The sequence below is a fragment of the Bacillus sp. PS95 genome (genome assembly GCF_037963565.1).
GTDB lineage: Bacteria > Bacillota > Bacilli > Bacillales > Bacillaceae > Bacillus > Bacillus subtilis.
Genome location: NZ_CP150160.1, coordinates 3,844,956 through 3,864,387 on the forward strand (window position 1 = coordinate 3,844,956; position 19,432 = coordinate 3,864,387).

Sequence of the window (19,432 nt, forward strand, 5' to 3'; positions counted from 1 at the left end):
TGGCCAGAGCGTCCTCTGCAGAAAAAGCGCTTTTTCATAATTCGCGAATTACCAGTTCTTTTTCTTAAAAATTAATCTATCATCATTTTCCATGGAAGTAAATGTTTTTTAAGGAATATTAACACTTGGAATTCAATGAGAATTACTTCCTGTTTATACAAGGTTCAAATGGACGATTTCTCTCTCTTTTTCTAGTAACATCTGCCCGACATTTTCTATCTTTTATCCTATTTTAAAAAAGGGCAAAAAAAGTCGAAGATGCCTCTGCTCTTCGATTGATCACGTTCCTATTTTTATCTGAATTCAGTGTTCCAGTTAAAACCGATCGTCTCATCATTCCACGGAATTCTTTTTTCATCAGGCTGATCCGGGTTATACGACATGGTGGTAAAATAGATAATTGTCAGCGGCGTCTCTCCCAGCACTCTATATCCGTGAGCCACCCCTTTTGGGATTAATAACAGCATCGGGTTGTCTTCGCCCATATAATAGACGTCCGTTTCTCCTTTTGTCTTTGAATCCTCTCGAAGATCGTATAGGACAACCTGAGCGTGGCCGGTTGGGAAGAACCAGAGATCATCCTGCTTCTCATGATAATGAAATGCCTTAATCACACCCGGATAGCTTTTCGACCAAGAGGCCTGCCCAAAATGCTCAAGGAGATTCTCATCGTCCCGGACCAGCTCAGCAAAAAAGCCTCTGTCATCGCTATGCTTCATCAATTTTTTCACCTTGACTCCATCAATCACACGCACTGCTCCTTTCCTGCAAATACTCTCGTAACGCTTCCCGCCAGTGGCGGGGGCGGATGCCGGCTTCTTCAATAGCCCGATGGCTCAGCACAGAGTATGCCGGGCGGGGCGTTTTGTTCCCGTATTCCTCTGTCGTTACAGGCAAAATGGCTGTTTCCAGCCCGCTTTCTTCCATAATTGCCGTCGCAAACTCATACCAGCTGCATATGCCTGAATTGCTGACATGATAGATGCCCGGCGGATGGCTGAACAGCTTGATGACCGCTTCTGCTAAATCCTTCGTATAAGTCGGCGAACCAATTTGATCGCTGACAACCCGAAGCTCTTGTTTCGTTTCAGCAAGCTTCAGCATGGTTTCAACGAAATTACTGCCGCCATGTCCGTACACCCACGATGTTCTGATGATCGTGCTGTCTTTTGTCGTTAATCGTATCAGTTCTTCTCCGAGCCTTTTGCTTTTGCCATAAATGGTTTTCGGATCGAGGGGATCGTCTTCCCTATATGGCTGGGTTCCTTTCCCATTGAATACATAGTCCGTGCTGATATGAACATATTGAGCTCCGATGCGGGTTGACTCAAGCGCTGTATAATAAGCGCCGATTCCGTTAATCAAGTACGCTTTATCAAGCTCTTTCTCGCATTGATCAACCGACGTAAACGCGGCGCTATTGACCACGATATCCGGCTGATAATGGCCAAACGAATGCCGTACTGAGCGCTGGTCAGCAATGTTCATCATCTTCTTTGTTAACGCAATGACCTCATATCCGGCTTGCTTCAGCTGGCGGCATAGTTCCAAGCCAAGCTGTCCTCCGGCCCCAGTTACCAATACCTTTGTCAATCAGATCACCTTCTCATCGGTCATTGTCTGTATACCACTGAATCGTACGCGCAATGCCTTCTTCAAACGTCACTTCCTGCCGCCAGCCCAGTTCATTTTTCAGCTTAGATGCATTGATCGCATAGCGCCGGTCATGCCCTTTTCGGTCTTCCACGTGGGCGAACAATTCCTCACAGCCCAGATGCTTCAAAATGGCACTCGCCAGCTCTTTATTCGTGCGTTCATTTCCGCCGCCGATGTTATACACCTCGCCGTCGGTTCCTTTTTCTAAAATCAGTTTGATTGCGCGGCAATGATCCTCCGCAAACAGCCAGTCTCGGATCTGGAGTCCATCGCCATACAGCGGAACAGGCAGGCCCTGCTTCGCATGACGGATAATCGTCGGAATCATTTTTTCGCTGTGCTGATAAGGTCCGTAATTGTTGCTGCATCGAGTAATGATGGCGGGAAGCTTGTGGGTTTTCACATAAGACAACACGAGCAAATCTGAGCTTGCTTTGCTGGCTGAGTATGGGTTATTAGGAGAAAGCGGCGTCGTTTCTGTAAACGCGGGATCATCCGCTTTTAAATCCCCGTATACCTCATCTGTTGAAATATGAATCAGCTTCTTGGCTTTTCCTTTCAAGACCGCTTCCGCCAATCGGTATGTCCCCATGACATTTGTGGTGATAAACGGCTCCGCTTGGGAAATGCTTCTGTCCACATGCGATTCTGCTGCGAAGTGAATGACGCCATCGTAGGTCTCGTCAAACGCGCGGTCGATATCCTCCTGAACGCTGATGTCCCCTTTTACAAAGCGAAAACGGCTGTTTTGCTTTAATTTTTCCATTTCCTCCGGGTGGCTGGCGTACGTCAGTTTATCTAAAACGGTAATGCGCGCATCCGTTTCCCTCAGCATGAGCTTTGTAAACGTGAGCCCGATGAAGCCGGCCCCGCCTGTAATTAAATATGATTTTGCCATCACTTTTCGTCCTGTCCTTTCCGTAAATCCTGGTGTACAAGCTGGGAAGCGAGATAAAGCGATTCGTGAGTTCCGGCATCTACCCACCAGCCTGATAACACATCATACGTAAGCTGGCTGTTTTCGATGTATAGATTATTCACATCGGTGATTTCCAGCTCGCCGCGCTTTGATGGTGATATTTGTTCAATATATGAAAACACCTCTGCATCATACATATAAATGCCGGTAACACAAAGGTTGGTCGGTGGCTGTTCGGGCTTTTCGATGATGGAACGAATCCGCTTGTTTTTCTCATCAATCTCAGCAATCCCGAAACGTTCCGGGTCATCAACTTCTTTCAGAAGCACTTTTGCTCCTTTCCCCTGCTGTTCAAAGCGTTCTGTATAAGGCTTTAATGAATCTTCAAATATATTATCACCTAATAATAAAATGAAAGACTCTTTTTTCGTAAAGCGCTTTGCATAAGACAGCCCATCCGAAATGCCCGATGCTGCCGGCTGTACTTGATAAGTGATAGTAACGCCAAGCTCTTCCCCGTTCCCAAGCAGTTTGTAAAATTGCGGCATATGCTCCTTTTGGCTGATGAGTAAAATGTCTTTTATTCCGGCTTCTTCCAGCTTCATAATCGACCAGTATATCATCGGATACGGGCCTACAGGAAGCAAATGCTTGTTGACGGCTTTCGTTAAGGGCATAAGGCGTGAGCCGTTTCCTCCGGCTAAAATAACACCTTTCACATTAACACTTCCTTACATGCATTTTTATATCTCTTGTTCATATAAATCTTGAAGAATAGCTGTTACCCGTATAATGCCTTTGCCATCCACGAGCGGCCTTCCTCCCTTGTGCAAAGAAAGGCGAAGAGGATAGCTGCTCATAATGCGTGACATCTGATAGATGAGTGTTTCATCCGGTACAAGCTCACCCAAACCAAGATCAAGAGCGGCGCCTTGGCCAGCAATTGTTTTTGCTGTTGCCGTTTGATGCTCAACCTGAGAAAGAACAAGGCACGGCACGCCGATGCAAATGGCTTCATATAGAGAGATGCCGCCGGCGACAATGGCTGCGTCCGCTTGTTTCATCAAACCTGCCATATCATTTGTCTGTTCGGTCATCTTGTACTGCGGCTTCTTTTCGATCCGCCTTCGGACTGCCTCTTGATGCGGTGAAGCGCTCCCCATCACAAACATTATGTTTTTGTCTTTTATGTCGGGGACTTGATCAGCGGCAGCCAGCACTTTAAAAATAAGCTGCTTCGGATCACTTCCTCCTAATGCAACAAGGATATTGCGGCAGTCTTTCTTAAGTGTGTAATCCTCTCTTGCGGCCTGAAAGGCGGGGTGAAGAATAAGATAGTCCGGGCCTTCATAGATGCGTGTGTTTCCCTGAATGTACACCCTGCCTCTGATGTCACCGTAAATTCCGTTAATGACTGCGTCACTATATTGAATCGATTTACCGTTTTTCTCTTCAAAAAGAACAATTTTCGCATCTGTCTCCGTCTTTATTTTCTTTAACAGCTCTGCAGGCGCGCCTAGAATATCAAACAAAAGCAAATCAAGCTTCTTGCTTTTTATTTCCCGGAGAATAAATTCGTGCTGCTGCAGCTCCGGCTTTACGATGACACGCCAATGCTCTTCATGAAGAAACGCTTCAGACTCCTGATTCGTGTAAAACGTAATCAAGCAGCTCTGTTTGAGTTCTTCCGCAAGTCTCTTCATCCGGACAACATGGCCCATTCCCTTTTCATAGCCGCCGTCTGCGAAGATCCCAACATGCATGGCTATTCAGCCTCTCGTTCGATTGCCGTATCGGGGTCCCGGTTCAGAAGGGTGATAAGCTCTGAGGCGGATACATCGGGGCGCTCGCCTGCTTTTTGATAGAGGGCCTTTATCGATTCATAGTCTTCCTTTGTATCAATGGTCAGCCGATATTGAGGGGAGCGGAATCGTTCCGGCGCCTCTAAAAACTGAACACGATAAAGAGCTGGATGATTCCTTATATATAACGTGACATGCTCCTGATATTGATCCTCCATATTCTGAATACGGCTGATGTCAATTAACAGGTTGGCGTTGACCACTTCGCCGCAAATCCCTAATGGGGCATTCAGGATATACGTATAATCCGAGCCTTGATCAAAATGCGCCTGAATCATTACATCGAGCAGCTCAGGATCGACAAACGGATTATCACCTGTTAACCGGATGATGACTGACGGTTTAACAGCTTCTATGACCTTCACAAACCTATCGAGGACACGTTCTTCGCTCCCGCGGAAAACACGAAAGCCTTGTTTGATACAGTGCGCCTCTAATATGTCGTCAGTTTCTTTGTCAGACGTGGCGATGACAAGATTATCCCGATCCTTTTGGTAAAACGCGCTTTGCCGGACACGGTGAACGAGAATATCAAGTAAACGATTCGATCCGAGCGGCCGAAGCACTTTTCCCGGAAGCCTTGTTGAACCCATTCTCGCTTGAATGATAAAGAGAATATCATTCATGAAACGGGCTGTCCTTCAGTAAAATGTCATCCCAGACAATGCCTGTGTCGGCTGGAATGTCTCTTACAGCCCGAACACCGCTGGTCAGCAGTTCAAAAAATCTCGGGTGCAGCCCCTGCGGCTTTTGTCCGGGCCGAAGCACTGCGGTATTGTCTTCACTAAAGGCTTCACCTTTTTGAATCGGAGCTGTTGTAAAAATGCCTCTGTATGCAAAATTTCTGATTTCTCCTTCGATGGAGGTTGTTGTTTTGTATGAACTGCCAAGCAGTTTTTCAGAGACCGGCTTTGTGATCCCCTGTTTCAGCTCAGCTTCCGTTTTCCTGATGCCATCGACCATTTCTTTCAATTCATCCGGATTTAATGCAAACGAGTGGTCGGCACCCGGCAGATCTTTATCGATCGTAAAATGCTTTTCTATCAGTTTTGCTCCGAGCCGAACCGCGGCACACGGCGCTTCTGTCGGATGCTCGCTATGATCGGAGAAGCCGATGACCGCCTCAGGAAAAGCGGCGGCAAGCATCGGAATGACGCTGAGGTTGCTGTACTCCGGCGGTGCTGGGTATTTCGCCACACAATGCATTATGGCAATTTGATTGTTTCCCTCTGCCCTGATGGTGCGCCAAGCTTCGTGAACATCAGAGATTTCAGCTCCGGCTGTCGAGAAAATCATCGGCCTGTTCAGCCGGGCGACATATTTGAGCAGCGGGAGATGGTTAATTTCATAGGATGCGATTTTAAAAGCGCTCGGCGAGGTAGACTGAAGCAGATCAGCTGACCCCTCGTCACATACCGTACTTAAAAAGATCACCTGCTTTTCGCGGCAGTAATCCAATAATGGTGAAATCCACTCAGCAGGCATTTCCATAGATTGAACCAAAGAAAAAATAGAGACGTCCTTGCCCGCTGCCGTCTTGTACAAACCAGGATCTTTCTGGTACATCCTATCAGCTTGGAACATTTGAAATTTCACGGCATCCGCTCCCGCTTCCGCCGCGGCGTCTATCAGCGCAAAAGCCTGATCAAGCTTCCCGTCATGATTAATCCCCGCCTCAGCAATAATAAAAACAGGAGCGTCTTTGCCTACAGTTTTATTCGCGATCTGAAACGCTGCCATTATTTCGCCTCCTTGCCCGGCCAAATATGATAATAGTAATACGATTGTTCAGCGGTGAAGCCCATTCGTTCATAAAGGCGGATCGCCCTTACATTGTGGAGCTGCGTCCCCGCTGTTACCGTTCTATGCTTCTGGGTCTCCGGTTGTTCTATGAGATTCGCCAATAAATGAAACGCAATACGTTTTCCTTCAAATCCCGGCTTTACAGCCATCAAATCGAGAATGCATTCATCATCTCTTGATAAGCCCTGAAGATAGCCGATGACCTCGCCATTGTGTTTAGCGACAATATTGACCGCCGCCCTTCCATTCAGATTGTTTCGTGTCCACTCCTGAAATATTTTGTTTGCTGCATCGCGGCTGAGATGAGGATCCTGAAAATATCTGCTTTTTGTAAACGAGTCTCGGGCCAGCTCACATATCGCTTCTGTGTCTCCGGGCTCAGGCGGGCCCAGCTCAAAAAATGGCGGTGTTTTGTCATAAAAAGACGGAGGCATCGCCAGCTTCAGCAAACTCCCGACAAAGTAAGAGGATGGCTGCTGCTGTATCACATGCGCGGCTCCGATATCTTCAGCCGGAACACGGACAAAGATAAAATCCGTTTCATCCATTTGGCGTACAGTATAAAAAGCTTCAAACAGCCTCTTTAGCTGCCCGGTACTATTTGCCGCAAGAAGTTTGACGTTCATGACTTTCTTCTGAAGCACCTTGCTTTCCCACAAAGAATCTTCGTAAAGCAATACACCTTGGAGCCTGCTGTTTTCAAAAAGGCCGAGGGAAAATTGATACGGAACATCCAGTGTAAGCTTTCTGCTTTGGAGAAATTCCTCAATTGCCTCTTTGGAGACATTTTCTTTTACCGTATACACTTAATCAGCCCCTTTTACGATATCCCGCACAGCTTCAATGACATCATCTGCATCGTCGTCAGACATTGATGGATAGAGCGGGAGAGAAAGGGTTCGTTTATAGTAATTCATGGCATTCGGAAAGTCCGCTTCCTTATATCCAAATTGCTTTTGATAATACGGATGAATGTGTACTGGAATAAAATGAACGCTAGTGCCGATATTGTATTTATCCTTTAAAGCCGTAATCATTTCGCTGCGCGTAACCCCGGCTTTTTTTTCATCAACTTGCAGAACATATAGATGCCAGGCGTGCCTGCCGTCATCATGGACAAACGGCGTGATCAGCCCAGGAATCTGCTGAAAAGCGGTTTGATAGCGGCCGGCAATCTCTTCTCTCCGTTTCTGCATATCATCCAGCCGTTTCAGCTGATGAAGTCCGAGGGCCGCCTGCAAATCAAACATATTCATCTTATAGCCGGGCGATTCGACTTCATAGTACCAGCTGCCATTTGAAGAATAACGGTTCCATGCGGCTTTACTCATGCCGTGAAGGCTTAGCACCCGGATCTTATCGGCAAGCTCCTCATCATCAGTCGTCAGCATGCCGCCTTCCCCTGTCGCGAGGTTTTTGGTGGCGTAAAAGCTGAATGCCGTTGCATCCCCGATAGAACCGATCATTCTTTGCTTATAAGTCGTATATACCGCATGTGCCGCATCCTCCAGCACGAATAAACCATGATTTTGGGCAATAGCCAATATTGCATCCATATCGCAGGACTGCCCGCCAAAGTGGACGGGCACAACTGCTTTCGTTCGCGGTGTGACGGCCGCCTCAAGCTTTACCGGGTCAATATTGAGCGTGTTTTGGTCAATATCCGCAAACACAGGCGTCGCTCCCGTATGAATAATCGTATTGGCAGTCGAGCTGAACGTAAGCGGAGAGGTAATGACCTCGTCCCCGGGCCCGATCCCTTTTGCTTTCAAAGCCAAAAATAAAGCTGCGGTACATGAATTTACCGCCACGGCGTGCTTCACCCCGACAAACGCGGCAAACTCTTTTTCAAACTGCTGAACCTTCGGGCCTTTAGAGAGCCATCCCGATTCAAGCGTTTCTGTAACCTCCTGAATTTCTTCCTTACCGATTAACGGCAATGAGTAAGGGAGAAAATGATTTCTCTTTTGCACCATTTCTTTGCGCTCCTATCATTTTATTCAGTATCTTCCCGCCTGTAATCAACCCCTGTTTTGGCTTTCAGTTCCGCAAATAAAGCATTTGTTGATTCTGCCACCGGATAATTAGCCGCTATGAATGCCAGGCGCGCCTCTTCTGCTTTTTGATGCACGTCGGGACTTCGAAGAACCTCAACCAAGGTGTGCACCAGTTCATCCGGCTGGTCAAACATAAAATCGCCAAGAGACTCATAATACGGATACGAGCGATTTCCGGACGATTTTCCGATCAGCACAGGCTTTTGAAACAGCATGGCTTCAAGACCGACTGTCGAGGTCTGCGTCACTGCGGCATCAGCATACGGCAGCAAATCATAAAGCTCCAGCTCCTTTTTGATGACTCTGCATGCTTTATGTTTTTTCGCCGCCTCGTGATACAGATCAAGCTTGTTTTTTCCGATTTCCCACGGGTGGGGTTTGATAATGATCTGCAGCTGCTTCTGATCAGAAAGCCCCTGCAGCACACCGGAATAAAAGTCTTCTGAAAAGGGCTGAGTGGCAATGAGCACAATTTTTTTAGTCGGCTGAAAAGCAAGTTTTCGATAGAATATGGACATATCCATAGGCGTTCTGTTAAAAATCTGATCGAAGCGGGGATGTCCCGTTACGAGAATCTGCTCGGGTTTACAGCCTTTTCGTATGAACCACTCTGCTTCATACGCACCAAAAACAGCTTGATAGGTTGTAAAAACAGGAATGAAGGCTTCATCTCCCATCAATGCGCCATGCTGAAGACAAATGCTGACGGCCCCTTTTCTTTGACACATGAGAGCGAGCACCCTGCTGTAAATGTCTTCTGCCGTTCCGACAATAACAGCTGAAATCTTTTCCTGTTCAAACAGCGCATCAACTGTATCAATGGCCTCTATAAATAAAGGAATATCTTTGAAAAGCCGGTCGCGAAACGCTTGATCACCAAATGCCGGGTGATCATCATAAGGGGCGAGAAGCGAACAGGCTGTTTCGAGATACTGCTTCGAATCGCCTTTTTGGCATGAATCCGCAATCTCCCGCTTGCTAATTACAGGCAGATCACAATAATGCGGCAAACTCCATCTGGCCAAAACAGCCGTTTTTTCAGGATCAAATTGATAGTAATTTCCGTTTGAAAAACGCAGGTAATCAAAGTGCAAAATGACTTTCCCTTTAACAGGTTTGTCATTTGTTTTAACGATTTTTTGGATTCTTTCTTCAAAAAACGGCTGAATCTGTCCCTCATCGATATGCTGATCCACCGATCCGAATAATTCCGGTTCTTCTTCCATCATCACCCTCAGCTCAGGGCTGATGTATTGATAAAAATTACTGATAAGCCCAAGCGGAATCCCTTTGTAGCGAAGTTTGTCAAAAAGCTCCACGTACTTCCGGTACAGCACCCAATAATTGCTTAAATAGGCCGACAAGCTCTCACCCCATTCCAAGCTTTTTTAATGATTCACGCAGCTCTCGGCAATTTCGCTGCGGAGGAAGGTTCCTGACAAATTCATTTTTTTCTGATTCAAACAGCTGAAAGTGAATCGATTGGTCGGTAATATAATTCAGGTCCAGCTCCTCATCCAGTGGGTAAAACGGATAAAAATGATTGACTCTCCAAAAGAACCGGGCATCTCCTATACGGTAAAACGCCGGGCTTTCATCCCAATAGGAGCCAAACTTCTCCTTTACCTTCTCAAGCACCGAATACCTGTGCATCACCGAGCAATGATCAATTGCGCACGGTGCGTTCCATGTCACTTGAGCGGCAGGCCTGACAGTTTCTTTTACAATGTCGCGATTCTCGTTTAAATGATAGGTTTTGGAGGCTGAGTAAATCACAGCCTTTTCAGGATGGGTATCGAGCTCCCGCACCATTTTCAGGAGGCGGTCCGGCATATAGATGTTGTCATCCGTCGCATAGGTGATATATTCACCCTCCGCCATCTCAATCGCCTGATTGATCAGTGCCGCGTATCTCGTTTTTTCTGTTCTTTCCTTCACTCCAGATATATCGCTTTGATAAAAACGCACTCGGTTATCATTCAAAAAAGGACGGATTACATTCAGCGTCTCTTCATTGGAGTTGTCATCCATAATAAACAATTCAAAATCTGAAAACGTTTGTGAGAGTATGCTAGAAATGGACTTTGCCACATAATCGCTTTTGTTATAGCTCGTCATAATGACTGATACTTTAGGCAAATCCTACACCTCCTTCTTGGAACTTCACACCTGAAACTATCGTTATCTTATGTTGCTTATGCTCAAGTTGCGCTAGGGATACAAACCAATATGCGAAAAGTTTGTGTATGTCTCTGAAAAACAGCGGCTGCCCAGAGCGAAATCTGATCGGTCCGCTGTTCTTTTTCAGCATAATCCAAGCATCAGCCTCATAAGGTGAAAGAGATAAAAATCGCACCAGCGACTAAGATCGTTTTCCATCGGAGGTGAGTCATCGCGGAGCGTTCACCTATACATCCAGAACATGTTTTGAATGGTTTTCATAAAAAGGAGGAACGATATGAAACCGAAAAAAAATCAATATCAGCAAATGCAGGCATTTGATAATATGCAGGGGTATCAGCCTCAGTTTGGCGCCAACCCGTACCCGCAGCAAGGCCAAGGCTCACAAATGCAGCCAATGGGGATGCAGCCAATGATGCCAATGCAGCAGGGACAGCAAGGACAACAAGGACAGCAGGGATTTGGATTCCCGGGCCAGCAGCAGGGCGGCGGTTTTCAAATTCCATCGGGGCCTACACCGTCAGGACCGGGCCAAAGCGTTCCCGGCATGCTGCCTGTTGAGGAATCTTACATCGAGAATATTTTGCGCCTGAATCGGGGAAAAACGGCCACCATTTATATGACATTTGAAAACAGCAAGGAATGGGGCTCGAAGATTTTTCGCGGCGTCATCGAAGCTGCGGGCCGGGATCACATTATTATCAGCGACCCGAAATCAGGAACACGCTACCTGCTCCTGACAATCTACCTCGATTACATTACATTTGATGAAGAAATTGCTTATACGTATCCATATTCCATGGCGTCCTATTCGCCAAGATAAGAAAAAAGCCAATCACTCATATGATGAGGATTGGCTTTTTTGATTATAGATATTTGACGGCTGCGACAACGATCATAATCCAAGAAATAATAAACGCCACACCGCCGAGCGGGGTGATCGCTCCAAGAATGGAGATTTGCGTCACACTTAGAATATATAAGCTTCCGGAAAACAGCACAATTCCCGCAAACATCAGCCAGCCGGCTGTCGTGACACTGCCTATGCCGGATAATTTATCAGCCAGAAACGCGACAACGAATAACCCAAGGGCGTGATACATATGATACTGCACGCCTGTGTGCCAAACCTGAAGATATTTATCAGGTATTTTCCCTTCTAATCCGTGAGCGCCGAATGCTCCGAGTCCCACGGCAAGCAGGGCGTTAATGGCCCCTAATATGATAAAAACTTTCATCTATCTCTCCCGCCTTTTCGTTAAACTCATATCATTTATCTTATCGCACCTGCACCAAAATTCAATGTTTGTTCTCCGTTGACACGAGATTGTCGGATTTTCTCCTGCGCCAAAGCTGGAACTGGTCAGCTGCTATTGCAGCAAGCGTCCCTAATACGAGCCCGTTGCTTAATAGAGAAATAAATACCGGATGCAATCCCTTTAACGCAGTTTCAGGAACAAACATGATACCGACCCCTGTCAGCAGTGAGATACCGATGATAGACCTCACCCTTTTTGATTCTTCTTTCTCATATGAATCAAATTCGGCAAAGGCCAGACCGCCCATTGCGGAGAACACAACAAAATTCACCGCAAATCCAACGGGTGACGGCAGGCTCGCAAACGTATTCATAAAAAACGGGATTACGCTGATCACGATAACCAGAATACTGCCGAGCATAAACGGTTTTTTAGAAGGCATTTTGGTCGTTTCAATAAAACCCGCGGCTCCCGAAATCGGAACAGGCGCAATAGCTCCCGTCAAACCGCTAAGCAGATGGCTGAATGAAGCGGCAAAACCGGCATGGCGTTCATGATGCTTTCCATCAGGCTGTTTGCTGAATTTTTTCACGGCGATGTCCACAACCTTCATGCTCGCCAGCATATTCACAATCAGCAAGATGGTAATAAAAATAGAAGTGATGATCAGGCCGCTGTTAAATAACGGTGTCCCAAAAGGAAACAGGGAAGGCAGCTGAAACAGCCGGTCCGGCATTTCAATCGGCTTTGCCGCTCCGGCAGCCGCAAACAGCACCCACCCGCCGAACAAGGCTAATAAAATAGAATATTGCTTAAAAAACATGATGTTCGAATTTGTCATTATAAAAGCGGCAGCGATCACAACAAGCGCCAGGCCAAATACAAGACCGTCCACCCCGTCCTGTCGATAACCGATTCCGAGAATTCCTTTTATAATGGGCTGACTCAGCTGCATGACAAGAAGCAATAAATAGACGCCCGTTACAACCGGAGTAAACAATTTTGCAAGTCTGTCAATGACCTTGAAAACACTTAACAAAAAGAAACATACAGCGCTTACAAGAAGAGCTCCCTGCAACCCCCGCAGTGTGTCTCCATATGTCGCAAACACAGTTCCCGTCAGCCCTGCGTAGATCGTATACACTCCCCACCACAAGCCGGCTGGGCTTTCATTGATCGGCAGTCTGTGGCCTTTCAAACACTGAATGACGGCGGCAATTCCCAGTACAAAAAAAGTGCTTTGAATCAATCTTGCAGAATCTGAGTGATCCAGATGAAACGACTGGGCAACCGCCACCGGAACAACAATCGCCGCAGCAATAATAAACGCTGTCCATTGCAGCGCGCCAAGAACCAATTTCACGTAAGCTCAACCTCTCTCTTTAAAAATCAAATAAAGACTCTCCGTTTCCATCCTCTTCCTGCTTCTCTTTTTCTTGCTTTCGATATTTGTTTAATCCCGCGCTCCCCATCATTTTTTCCATCATCAGCTGGTCTGTCGATGGCGGCGCGGCGGGACTTGGCGTAACGCTCGGCTGTATGCGGGGCGCGCTCGCGTTCTCCGGCTGATCAAGCACGACATCACACAGAGAACGGACAACCGCTACATAACGCTTCAGCTCCTCATCCCGTTCAGCTGTTTTTGCTTTTTTCAGCTCCTCTTCCATCTTTTGAATTAATGCAGATATATGAATGTTCATGAAGCACCCTCCAAAAAAATAAATGTTGTCTTCCTGCATTTTATCAAATTCCTGCTGTAAACGCAGATATGAGTTTGTTATTTTTTCTGACAAACCTTGCGCGATTGACAAGCAGAAGAGATTTTTCACATAATAAATCACCATACATTACAAAAAGGAGAAACGGAATGAACAGCATCCCCTCTATCATCAGCAAGCATAAAGCCTATTTTGCGGCGGGACATACGAGACCGCTTGAATCGAGACTGAACATTTTGCGAAAGCTGAAACAAGCCGTCAGAACTCATGAAGCCGATCTCATAGCCGCTCTCTACCAGGATCTCCACAAATCCGAGCAAGAAGCATACTCAACAGAAATCGGAATCGTCTTGGAGGAAATCAGCTTTGTCATGAAACGGCTGAAAAAATGGTCCAAGCCGAAACGAGTCAAAACGCCGCTGACTCATCTAGGCTCCAAAAGCATCATCATTCCTGAGCCGTATGGAACCGTTTTGGTGATTGCACCTTGGAACTATCCCTTGCAGCTGGCGCTTTCTCCGTTGATTGGAGCCATTGCGGCGGGGAACACGGTCGTTCTCAAGCCATCAGAATATACGCCGGCTGTTTCTGCTATTCTTTCCAAACTCATCAGCAGCGTTTTTCCTACTGATTATGTCGCTATGGCAGAAGGCGGGCCCGATGTCAGCACAGCATTATTACAGCAGCCCTTTGACTACATTTTCTTTACAGGCAGTGTAGCTGTAGGAAAAATCGTCATGGAGGCCGCCGCCAAACAATTAATTCCCGTAACCTTGGAGCTCGGCGGCAAAAGCCCCTGCATCGTCCATAAAGATGCTGACATTCAGCTTGCCGCCAAACGCATCGTCTTCGGGAAATTTACAAATGCGGGACAAACCTGCATCGCACCGGATTATTTATTTGTCCACGAGGACATCAAAACGAAGCTCACAGAAGAAATGAAGCGTGCGATCAGAGAATTTTACGGCCCTCAGCCGGAACAGAATTCACAGTACGGCAAAATCGTCAGTGAGCGCCACTATCAGCGGCTGCTCAGCTTTCTGAATGACGGCATCCTGCTCACAGGCGGACAATCTGATCCCGATCATCACAAAATTGCGCCGACCATTCTCGAACAAGTGAGAGATGACTCTCAAGTGATGCAGGAGGAGATTTTCGGGCCGATTCTTCCGCTCTTTACATACCGGAATATCGGGGAAGTCATTGAAAAAGTCCAATCGCGCCCTAAGCCGCTCGCCCTGTATCTCTTCACCACAAACAAAGAAATTGAGCGCGCTGTTTTAGGAAATCTGTCGTTTGGCGGGGGCTGTGTCAATGATACGTTAATGCATGTGGCGACGCCGTATTTGCCATTCGGCGGCGTCGGGGAAAGCGGCATCGGCAGCTATCACGGGTTTGACAGTTTTAACACATTCACGCACAAAAAAAGCGTCGTCAAACAAACGAACCGCTTCGACTTCGCATTTCGTTATCCTTCCTCCAAAAATGGGCTGCGAATGATTCGAAAAATACTCAAATAAAAAAGCGCAGAGTATCTGCGCTTTTTACAAATCCTTAATACACCAATCAATCGGCGCCTCTCCCATTTTCTCCAAATAGGCATTCGCCCGGGAAAACGGTCTGCTCCCGAAAAATCCGTTTCTCGCAGAAAACGGGCTGGGATGCGTCGATTCAATGATAAAATGCTTGGACGTGTCGATCCGTTCTTTTTTCATTTGAGCATGCCGTCCCCACAAAATAAAGATAACCGGCCGCTCCCTTTCATTCAGCACGTCAATAATTCGGTCCGTCAGTCGCTCCCAGCCTTTTCCCTTATGGGAATTCGCCTGTCCGCGCCTTACTGTCAGCACAGTATTCAGCAAAAGAACACCTTGCTTTGCCCAGCTCACAAGCGACCCGTGATTCGGGATGCTGCACCCGATGTCCTGCTGCAGTTCAAGAAAAATATTTTTTAACGAAGGCGGCTGCTTTACACCGGGCTTGACAGAGAAGCTTAAACCTTGAGCCTGTCCCGGCCCGTGATACGGATCTTGTCCCAGAATGACGACCTTGACATCATCATATGATGTATAATGCAGCGCGTTGAAAATATCCCGGCTGTCCGGATAAATCGTTTGCTCCGCGTATTCCCTCTTCAGCATCTCTCTGAGCTCTTGATAATACGGTTTCTCAAACTCTTCCTTTAGCTGATTCCACCAGCTGTCTTGTAAAAGCTGTTTCAAGATTCAGGCCTCCTTACGAACGATGAAGTCTGGAATAGACAGGCTCGCCATCCCAAACCATTTCACTTTTTGCTTCCCGCCTCTTCATCTCAGGCTCTTCAAGCAGGACGGCAAAGTTTTTCGTCGGCAGCTCCCCGAGTCCGTGCTTTTCACTTAAACGATCCAAATATTGCTTCCGCTTGGCGCCAAGGTCCGCAGACTGATTGTCTCCCGCGTCACTGAAAGCATAAATCACACTGGCGCAAGGGACACGCTTCACCCGGTAATCCTTGGCCACGCGTAAATAAAAATCCCAATCCCAGTAATTGTGCACATCAGCATCGAAATACCCGATTTCATCATGCAGAAAACGTCTGTACATGCTGCCCGACGGCACGTATGTAGAAAACACTCTCATATCCTCATAGTCAGCGGTATAAGCAAACAATTTCCGTGACACTGGATATCTTGTTCCGTTTTTCTCTTCAAACGAAACTATTTCCGCATCAGAATGAACGAAGTCTGCCGTTTCTATTTCCTTTGTCATTTTCTCGATATGCCCTGGCGTAAAGAAATCATCGTCATCACACAGCATAATGCAATCGCCAGACGCCTCTTTTACACCGGCATTTCTCGCAGCCACATGCCCCGAGTTCTTTTCTAAATTGATGACAGCAATCGGCAGTTCCGGATAAAGTGCTTTGACCGGCACGACCGATTCCCCGGCATCATTCACAATAATAATTTCATACGGCTTCAAGGTCTGGCGGGAAATCGACTCCAAAAGCTCACACAAAGCCGGAATCCGATTATAGGTCACAATTACGATAGAAATCTTCATGATGCTCTCCTTCTCATTTTCATAGTCATGTACTATTAAAACATATATTGGACGGGAGATCAGTGGGAATATCCTACTGAAACGGCATACTACAATGATAGAAACAGCAAAGTGGCTCCGATCAGAAGCACCATGATCAGCATCAGATTTCCAAAGACATGAAAGAGATCTTTCAGGCGGACGCCATTCGGAAGGATAAGACGCCACAGCTTAGATTGATAGACCGGCAGCAGCACCAGTGCATAAGAAAGACACAAAAATGTAAAAGCCGGCGGAACAAAAGCACAGCCTGTATCGTCCCAATTCATCATGATGTCTTTCATACTAGATCCATCCAATAAAAACAAAGATATCATGAGGGCCAGCACCACAAAGGACCCCAATTGAACCTCAAACAGGCGCATTTTCTGGTTATATGCAAATCGGACCGCCCAAAACCAGACATAAGCATATGAACATAGCAGCGTAAGAATGGCACCTGCTGTAAAGACGACATCAGGCAGCCGATCAAGCAGAAAAACAAAAGGCAAGCTGGCTGCCATAGCCAAGAGCATGCAGCCACCAGTAAACAAAAATACTGCCCCATGAGCTACAAAACCATATAAACAAGAGCTAATCCTCACGAACTACACCTCCTTTACATAGAATTTCTATGTATATATCTAAAAAATCAGGCAAGCTGACGCCTGCCAATATAACAGCCCATTCGGCCAAATAACGGAAATAACAGCGTTGCAATAGCACAAGTTCCAACAAACCAAGGTGTCAACAAGGATTGAAACAGCGCAGCAGGAATTACATTGAATAGAAAAACAAGCATAAAACTGACGTTTGGCACCATTGAGATCAGAATCGTATGTAGAACAAGCTTTTCTCCGCGTTTTCCAAACTCCTTCACGCCTTGATACCCAATCAGCACCCAGTAGATCATATATGCAGCTAAGATCAGCCAAACAGAAACAGAAATGCCTTTCCATACTGCTTGAACAAACGGTGATTCAAGCCATACATGCATTATTGTAATCGCAATGCCGACAGCGAATAGGGCACTGTTACAGAAAAGATGGAACATCAAAAACGCACGGAACGTTACTGGCTGTATTTTCTTAAACGAAGAAACAATGTCAGTTGGTGTTCCAAACGCCTGCAATAAAGTCTGCATAGCTTCCTCCTCACTCTTTCCTTCCTGAAAAGAGCGAAACAGATGATGTTCAATATGGCTCTCAATCTCTTCTATCATCGCCTCACCCTCAGGAAGCCCTTTAAGCCCGCTTTTGATTTCGGATACATATGTTTCTTTATCCATTTTGTCCGCTCCACTTCAGTATTCGGTCCATCATGGCTGAAAATACGCTCCATTCCTTCGTGCGTTCCGCCAGCACTTCTTTGCCCTCGTCTGTAATCCGGTAATATTTGCGGTCCGGTCCTTTCTCCTGCTTCTCCCAGTAGGAAGAAATATACCCTTGGCGTTCAAGCTTGTGAAGAGAAGGATACAAGGTCCCTTCTTTCATCTGCAGTTCATTTCCGCTGCGGCTTCCCATTTCTTTTACAAGCTCATAGCCGTACATCGGCCGCTCGTTCAGAAGCGTCAATACCAATATAACCGTGCTTCCCTTAACCAGCTCACGATTTAACATCTCAAAACCCCTACCTAGTTTTCTTATGTAGCATTTTACGAAAGCCCGTTGAGATTGTCAAATGATTCCTATAGATCTTCTATATTGTGATACAGAGAAAATCTAACTATAATGAAAGACAAAACATGATGGAGGTTCAAGACATGTCTATGCATAAAGCACTCACCATTGCCGGCTCAGATTCCAGCGGCGGTGCTGGGATTCAAGCTGATTTAAAAACATTTCAAGAAAAAAACGTATACGGGATGACCGCCTTAACGGTGATCGTTGCGATGGACCCAAACAACAGCTGGGACCATCAGGTATTCCCGATCGATACTGATACAATCCGCGCCCAGCTTGCAACAATTACGGACGGCATCGGCGTGGACGCCATGAAAACAGGAATGCTGCCAACCGTTGACATTATCGAGCTTGCGGCAAAAACGATCAAAGAAAAACAATTAAAAAATGTGGTAATTGACCCGGTTATGGTTTGCAAAGGTGCTAATGAAGTCCTTTATCCGGAGCACGCCCAAGCCCTGCGTGAGCAATTGGCTCCGCTAGCCACTGTCATTACGCCCAACTTGTTTGAAGCCAGCCAGCTCAGCGGCATGGATGAACTAAAAACAGTTGACGATATGATCGAAGCCGCGAAAAAAATTCACGCACTCGGCGCTCAATATGTCGTCATTACAGGCGGAGGCAAACTCAAACATGAGAAAGCCGTTGATGTTCTCTATGACGGAGAAACAGCAGAAGTCCTTGAAAGCGAAATGATCGATACGCCTTATACACATGGCGCAGGCTGTACATTCTCAGCAGCCGTGACAGCGGAGCTCGCCAAAGGTGCGGAAGTCAAAGAAGCCATTTACGCAGCGAAAGAATTCATCACAGCGGCTATTAAAGAATCCTTCCCGCTAAACCAGTATGTTGGTCCTACGAAGCATTCTGCACTGCGCCTGAATCAACAATCATAAACAAAAGGGGCTGCCTAACAAAGAGGCAGCCCTTTTTAAATCACCGAAGACTTTTCACAGAAAAAACTGCCGATCCCATCGGCAGCCTGTTTATTTGATTTTTAAATTGTTTGCAGATTTCCTCAAAAATGTTTCTATCGACTGAACAAAAAGTGCATATTCCTTCATTTGTTCATATGCCCGCGTGAGAATTTCCGCCGTTTCACTGTGCGGCGTTGTTCCGCCAAGCATTTTTTTCAGCTGAAGCAGCACATCCTTATATTCTTCCCGCTTATCTTCAACTTGGTTAGCAGCCTTTTCCAAACATTCCGGTGTTATCTTCTGTTCATTTATATTCAA

Annotated in this window: 23 protein-coding genes; 3 read left to right on the forward strand and 20 right to left on the reverse strand. The window is 46.4% G+C overall.

Annotation, left to right across the window (positions count from 1 at the left end):
• Positions 1-293 precede the first annotated feature (293 nt).
• Genes NSQ12_RS20020 through spsA form a run of 11 tightly spaced genes read right to left on the reverse strand, consistent with a single transcriptional unit; the run spans position 294 to position 10,436 of the window.
• Positions 294-749, reverse strand: a complete 456-nt coding sequence (locus NSQ12_RS20020; protein ID WP_014481242.1) for a dTDP-4-dehydrorhamnose 3,5-epimerase family protein — start codon at positions 747-749, stop codon at positions 294-296.
• Positions 742-1,593, reverse strand: a complete 852-nt coding sequence (rfbD, locus tag NSQ12_RS20025) for a dTDP-4-dehydrorhamnose reductase (RefSeq protein ID WP_015250965.1) — start codon at positions 1,591-1,593, stop codon at positions 742-744. The genes NSQ12_RS20020 and rfbD overlap by 8 nt, the downstream gene beginning before the upstream one ends.
• Before the next feature lie 13 nt (positions 1,594-1,606).
• Complete coding sequence (gene rfbB, locus NSQ12_RS20030) at positions 1,607-2,554, reverse strand: dTDP-glucose 4,6-dehydratase (protein ID WP_072173258.1); 948 nt, start codon at positions 2,552-2,554, stop codon at positions 1,607-1,609.
• Positions 2,554-3,294 carry a sugar phosphate nucleotidyltransferase gene (locus NSQ12_RS20035; RefSeq protein ID WP_017696230.1) on the reverse strand — a complete coding sequence of 247 codons (741 nt, stop codon included), beginning with the start codon at positions 3,292-3,294 and terminating at the stop codon, positions 2,554-2,556. Before NSQ12_RS20035 ends, rfbB begins: the two co-directional genes overlap by 1 nt.
• Before the next feature lie 24 nt (positions 3,295-3,318).
• On the reverse strand, positions 3,319-4,338 hold the full coding sequence (locus NSQ12_RS20040; RefSeq protein ID WP_080529936.1) for a PseG/SpsG family protein: 1,020 nt from the start codon (positions 4,336-4,338) through the stop codon (positions 3,319-3,321).
• Between the two features lie 2 nt (positions 4,339-4,340).
• On the reverse strand, positions 4,341-5,063 hold the full coding sequence (locus NSQ12_RS20045; RefSeq protein ID WP_085185486.1) for a spore coat protein: 723 nt from the start codon (positions 5,061-5,063) through the stop codon (positions 4,341-4,343).
• Positions 5,056-6,177, reverse strand: a complete 1,122-nt coding sequence (locus NSQ12_RS20050; protein ID WP_088327203.1) for an N-acetylneuraminate synthase family protein — start codon at positions 6,175-6,177, stop codon at positions 5,056-5,058. The genes NSQ12_RS20045 and NSQ12_RS20050 overlap by 8 nt, the downstream gene beginning before the upstream one ends.
• Positions 6,177-7,046 carry a GNAT family N-acetyltransferase gene (locus NSQ12_RS20055; RefSeq protein WP_003227457.1) on the reverse strand — a complete coding sequence of 290 codons (870 nt, stop codon included), beginning with the start codon at positions 7,044-7,046 and terminating at the stop codon, positions 6,177-6,179. The genes NSQ12_RS20050 and NSQ12_RS20055 overlap by 1 nt, the downstream gene beginning before the upstream one ends.
• Positions 7,047-8,216, reverse strand: a complete 1,170-nt coding sequence (locus NSQ12_RS20060) for a DegT/DnrJ/EryC1/StrS family aminotransferase (protein ID WP_088327205.1) — start codon at positions 8,214-8,216, stop codon at positions 7,047-7,049.
• Positions 8,217-8,236: 20 nt separating this feature from the next.
• Complete coding sequence (locus tag NSQ12_RS20065; protein WP_015714912.1) at positions 8,237-9,661, reverse strand: CDP-glycerol glycerophosphotransferase family protein; 1,425 nt, start codon at positions 9,659-9,661, stop codon at positions 8,237-8,239.
• A 4-nt stretch (positions 9,662-9,665) separates the two neighbouring features.
• The gene (gene spsA, locus NSQ12_RS20070; RefSeq protein WP_015250957.1) at positions 9,666-10,436 is read right to left on the reverse strand and encodes a spore coat dTDP-glycosyltransferase SpsA; all 771 of its coding nucleotides are present in this window, start codon (positions 10,434-10,436) and stop codon (positions 9,666-9,668) included.
• Positions 10,437-10,755: 319 nt separating this feature from the next.
• On the opposite strand from spsA, the gene gerQ reads away from it, so the two are divergent.
• A complete protein-coding gene (gerQ, locus tag NSQ12_RS20075; RefSeq protein ID WP_014481253.1) occupies positions 10,756-11,301 on the forward strand; it encodes a spore coat protein GerQ in 546 nt (181 codons plus the stop codon).
• 43 nt (positions 11,302-11,344) lie between these two features.
• Here the strand turns inward: gerQ and NSQ12_RS20080 are convergent, their stop codons facing one another.
• The 3 genes from NSQ12_RS20080 to NSQ12_RS20090 all read right to left on the reverse strand — a co-directional run bounded on the left by NSQ12_RS20080 (position 11,345) and on the right by NSQ12_RS20090 (position 13,437).
• Positions 11,345-11,716, reverse strand: a complete 372-nt coding sequence (locus NSQ12_RS20080) for a DUF423 domain-containing protein (protein WP_003227446.1) — start codon at positions 11,714-11,716, stop codon at positions 11,345-11,347.
• A gap of 61 nt (positions 11,717-11,777) precedes the next feature.
• Entirely contained in the window at positions 11,778-13,100 is a 1,323-nt protein-coding gene (locus tag NSQ12_RS20085; RefSeq protein ID WP_015384975.1) for a purine/pyrimidine permease, read from the reverse strand.
• 19 nt (positions 13,101-13,119) lie between these two features.
• Entirely contained in the window at positions 13,120-13,437 is a 318-nt protein-coding gene (locus NSQ12_RS20090) for a YwdI family protein (RefSeq protein ID WP_003243806.1), read from the reverse strand.
• A 167-nt stretch (positions 13,438-13,604) separates the two neighbouring features.
• Here NSQ12_RS20090 and NSQ12_RS20095 point away from each other — a divergent pair, with 167 nt between their 5' ends.
• Positions 13,605-14,975 carry an aldehyde dehydrogenase gene (locus tag NSQ12_RS20095; RefSeq protein ID WP_088327207.1) on the forward strand — a complete coding sequence of 457 codons (1,371 nt, stop codon included), beginning with the start codon at positions 13,605-13,607 and terminating at the stop codon, positions 14,973-14,975.
• A 24-nt stretch (positions 14,976-14,999) separates the two neighbouring features.
• On the opposite strand, the gene NSQ12_RS20100 is transcribed toward NSQ12_RS20095, so the two are convergent.
• The 5 genes from NSQ12_RS20100 to NSQ12_RS20120 form a co-directional block, all read right to left on the reverse strand.
• Positions 15,000-15,677, reverse strand: coding sequence for a uracil-DNA glycosylase (locus NSQ12_RS20100; RefSeq protein ID WP_014478341.1), 678 nt, complete (start codon positions 15,675-15,677; stop codon positions 15,000-15,002).
• Positions 15,678-15,690: 13 nt separating this feature from the next.
• Positions 15,691-16,497, reverse strand: coding sequence for a glycosyltransferase family 2 protein (locus tag NSQ12_RS20105; RefSeq protein WP_085185480.1), 807 nt, complete (start codon positions 16,495-16,497; stop codon positions 15,691-15,693).
• Positions 16,498-16,586: 89 nt separating this feature from the next.
• Entirely contained in the window at positions 16,587-17,120 is a 534-nt protein-coding gene (locus tag NSQ12_RS20110) for a hypothetical protein (protein ID WP_088327209.1), read from the reverse strand.
• A 47-nt stretch (positions 17,121-17,167) separates the two neighbouring features.
• Entirely contained in the window at positions 17,168-17,803 is a 636-nt protein-coding gene (locus NSQ12_RS20115; protein WP_088327211.1) for a permease prefix domain 1-containing protein, read from the reverse strand.
• Positions 17,796-18,134 carry a PadR family transcriptional regulator gene (locus NSQ12_RS20120; protein WP_003227432.1) on the reverse strand — a complete coding sequence of 113 codons (339 nt, stop codon included), beginning with the start codon at positions 18,132-18,134 and terminating at the stop codon, positions 17,796-17,798. The genes NSQ12_RS20115 and NSQ12_RS20120 overlap by 8 nt, the downstream gene beginning before the upstream one ends.
• Positions 18,135-18,277: 143 nt before the next feature.
• Between NSQ12_RS20120 and NSQ12_RS20125 the strand changes: the two genes are divergently transcribed.
• The gene (locus tag NSQ12_RS20125; RefSeq protein WP_014665830.1) at positions 18,278-19,093 is read left to right on the forward strand and encodes a bifunctional hydroxymethylpyrimidine kinase/phosphomethylpyrimidine kinase; all 816 of its coding nucleotides are present in this window, start codon (positions 18,278-18,280) and stop codon (positions 19,091-19,093) included.
• Positions 19,094-19,183: 90 nt separating this feature from the next.
• Here the strand turns inward: NSQ12_RS20125 and NSQ12_RS20130 are convergent, their stop codons facing one another.
• Positions 19,184-19,432 (reverse strand): hypothetical protein, encoded by a 249-nt coding sequence (locus tag NSQ12_RS20130; RefSeq protein WP_088327213.1) that lies wholly within the window; start codon positions 19,430-19,432, stop codon positions 19,184-19,186.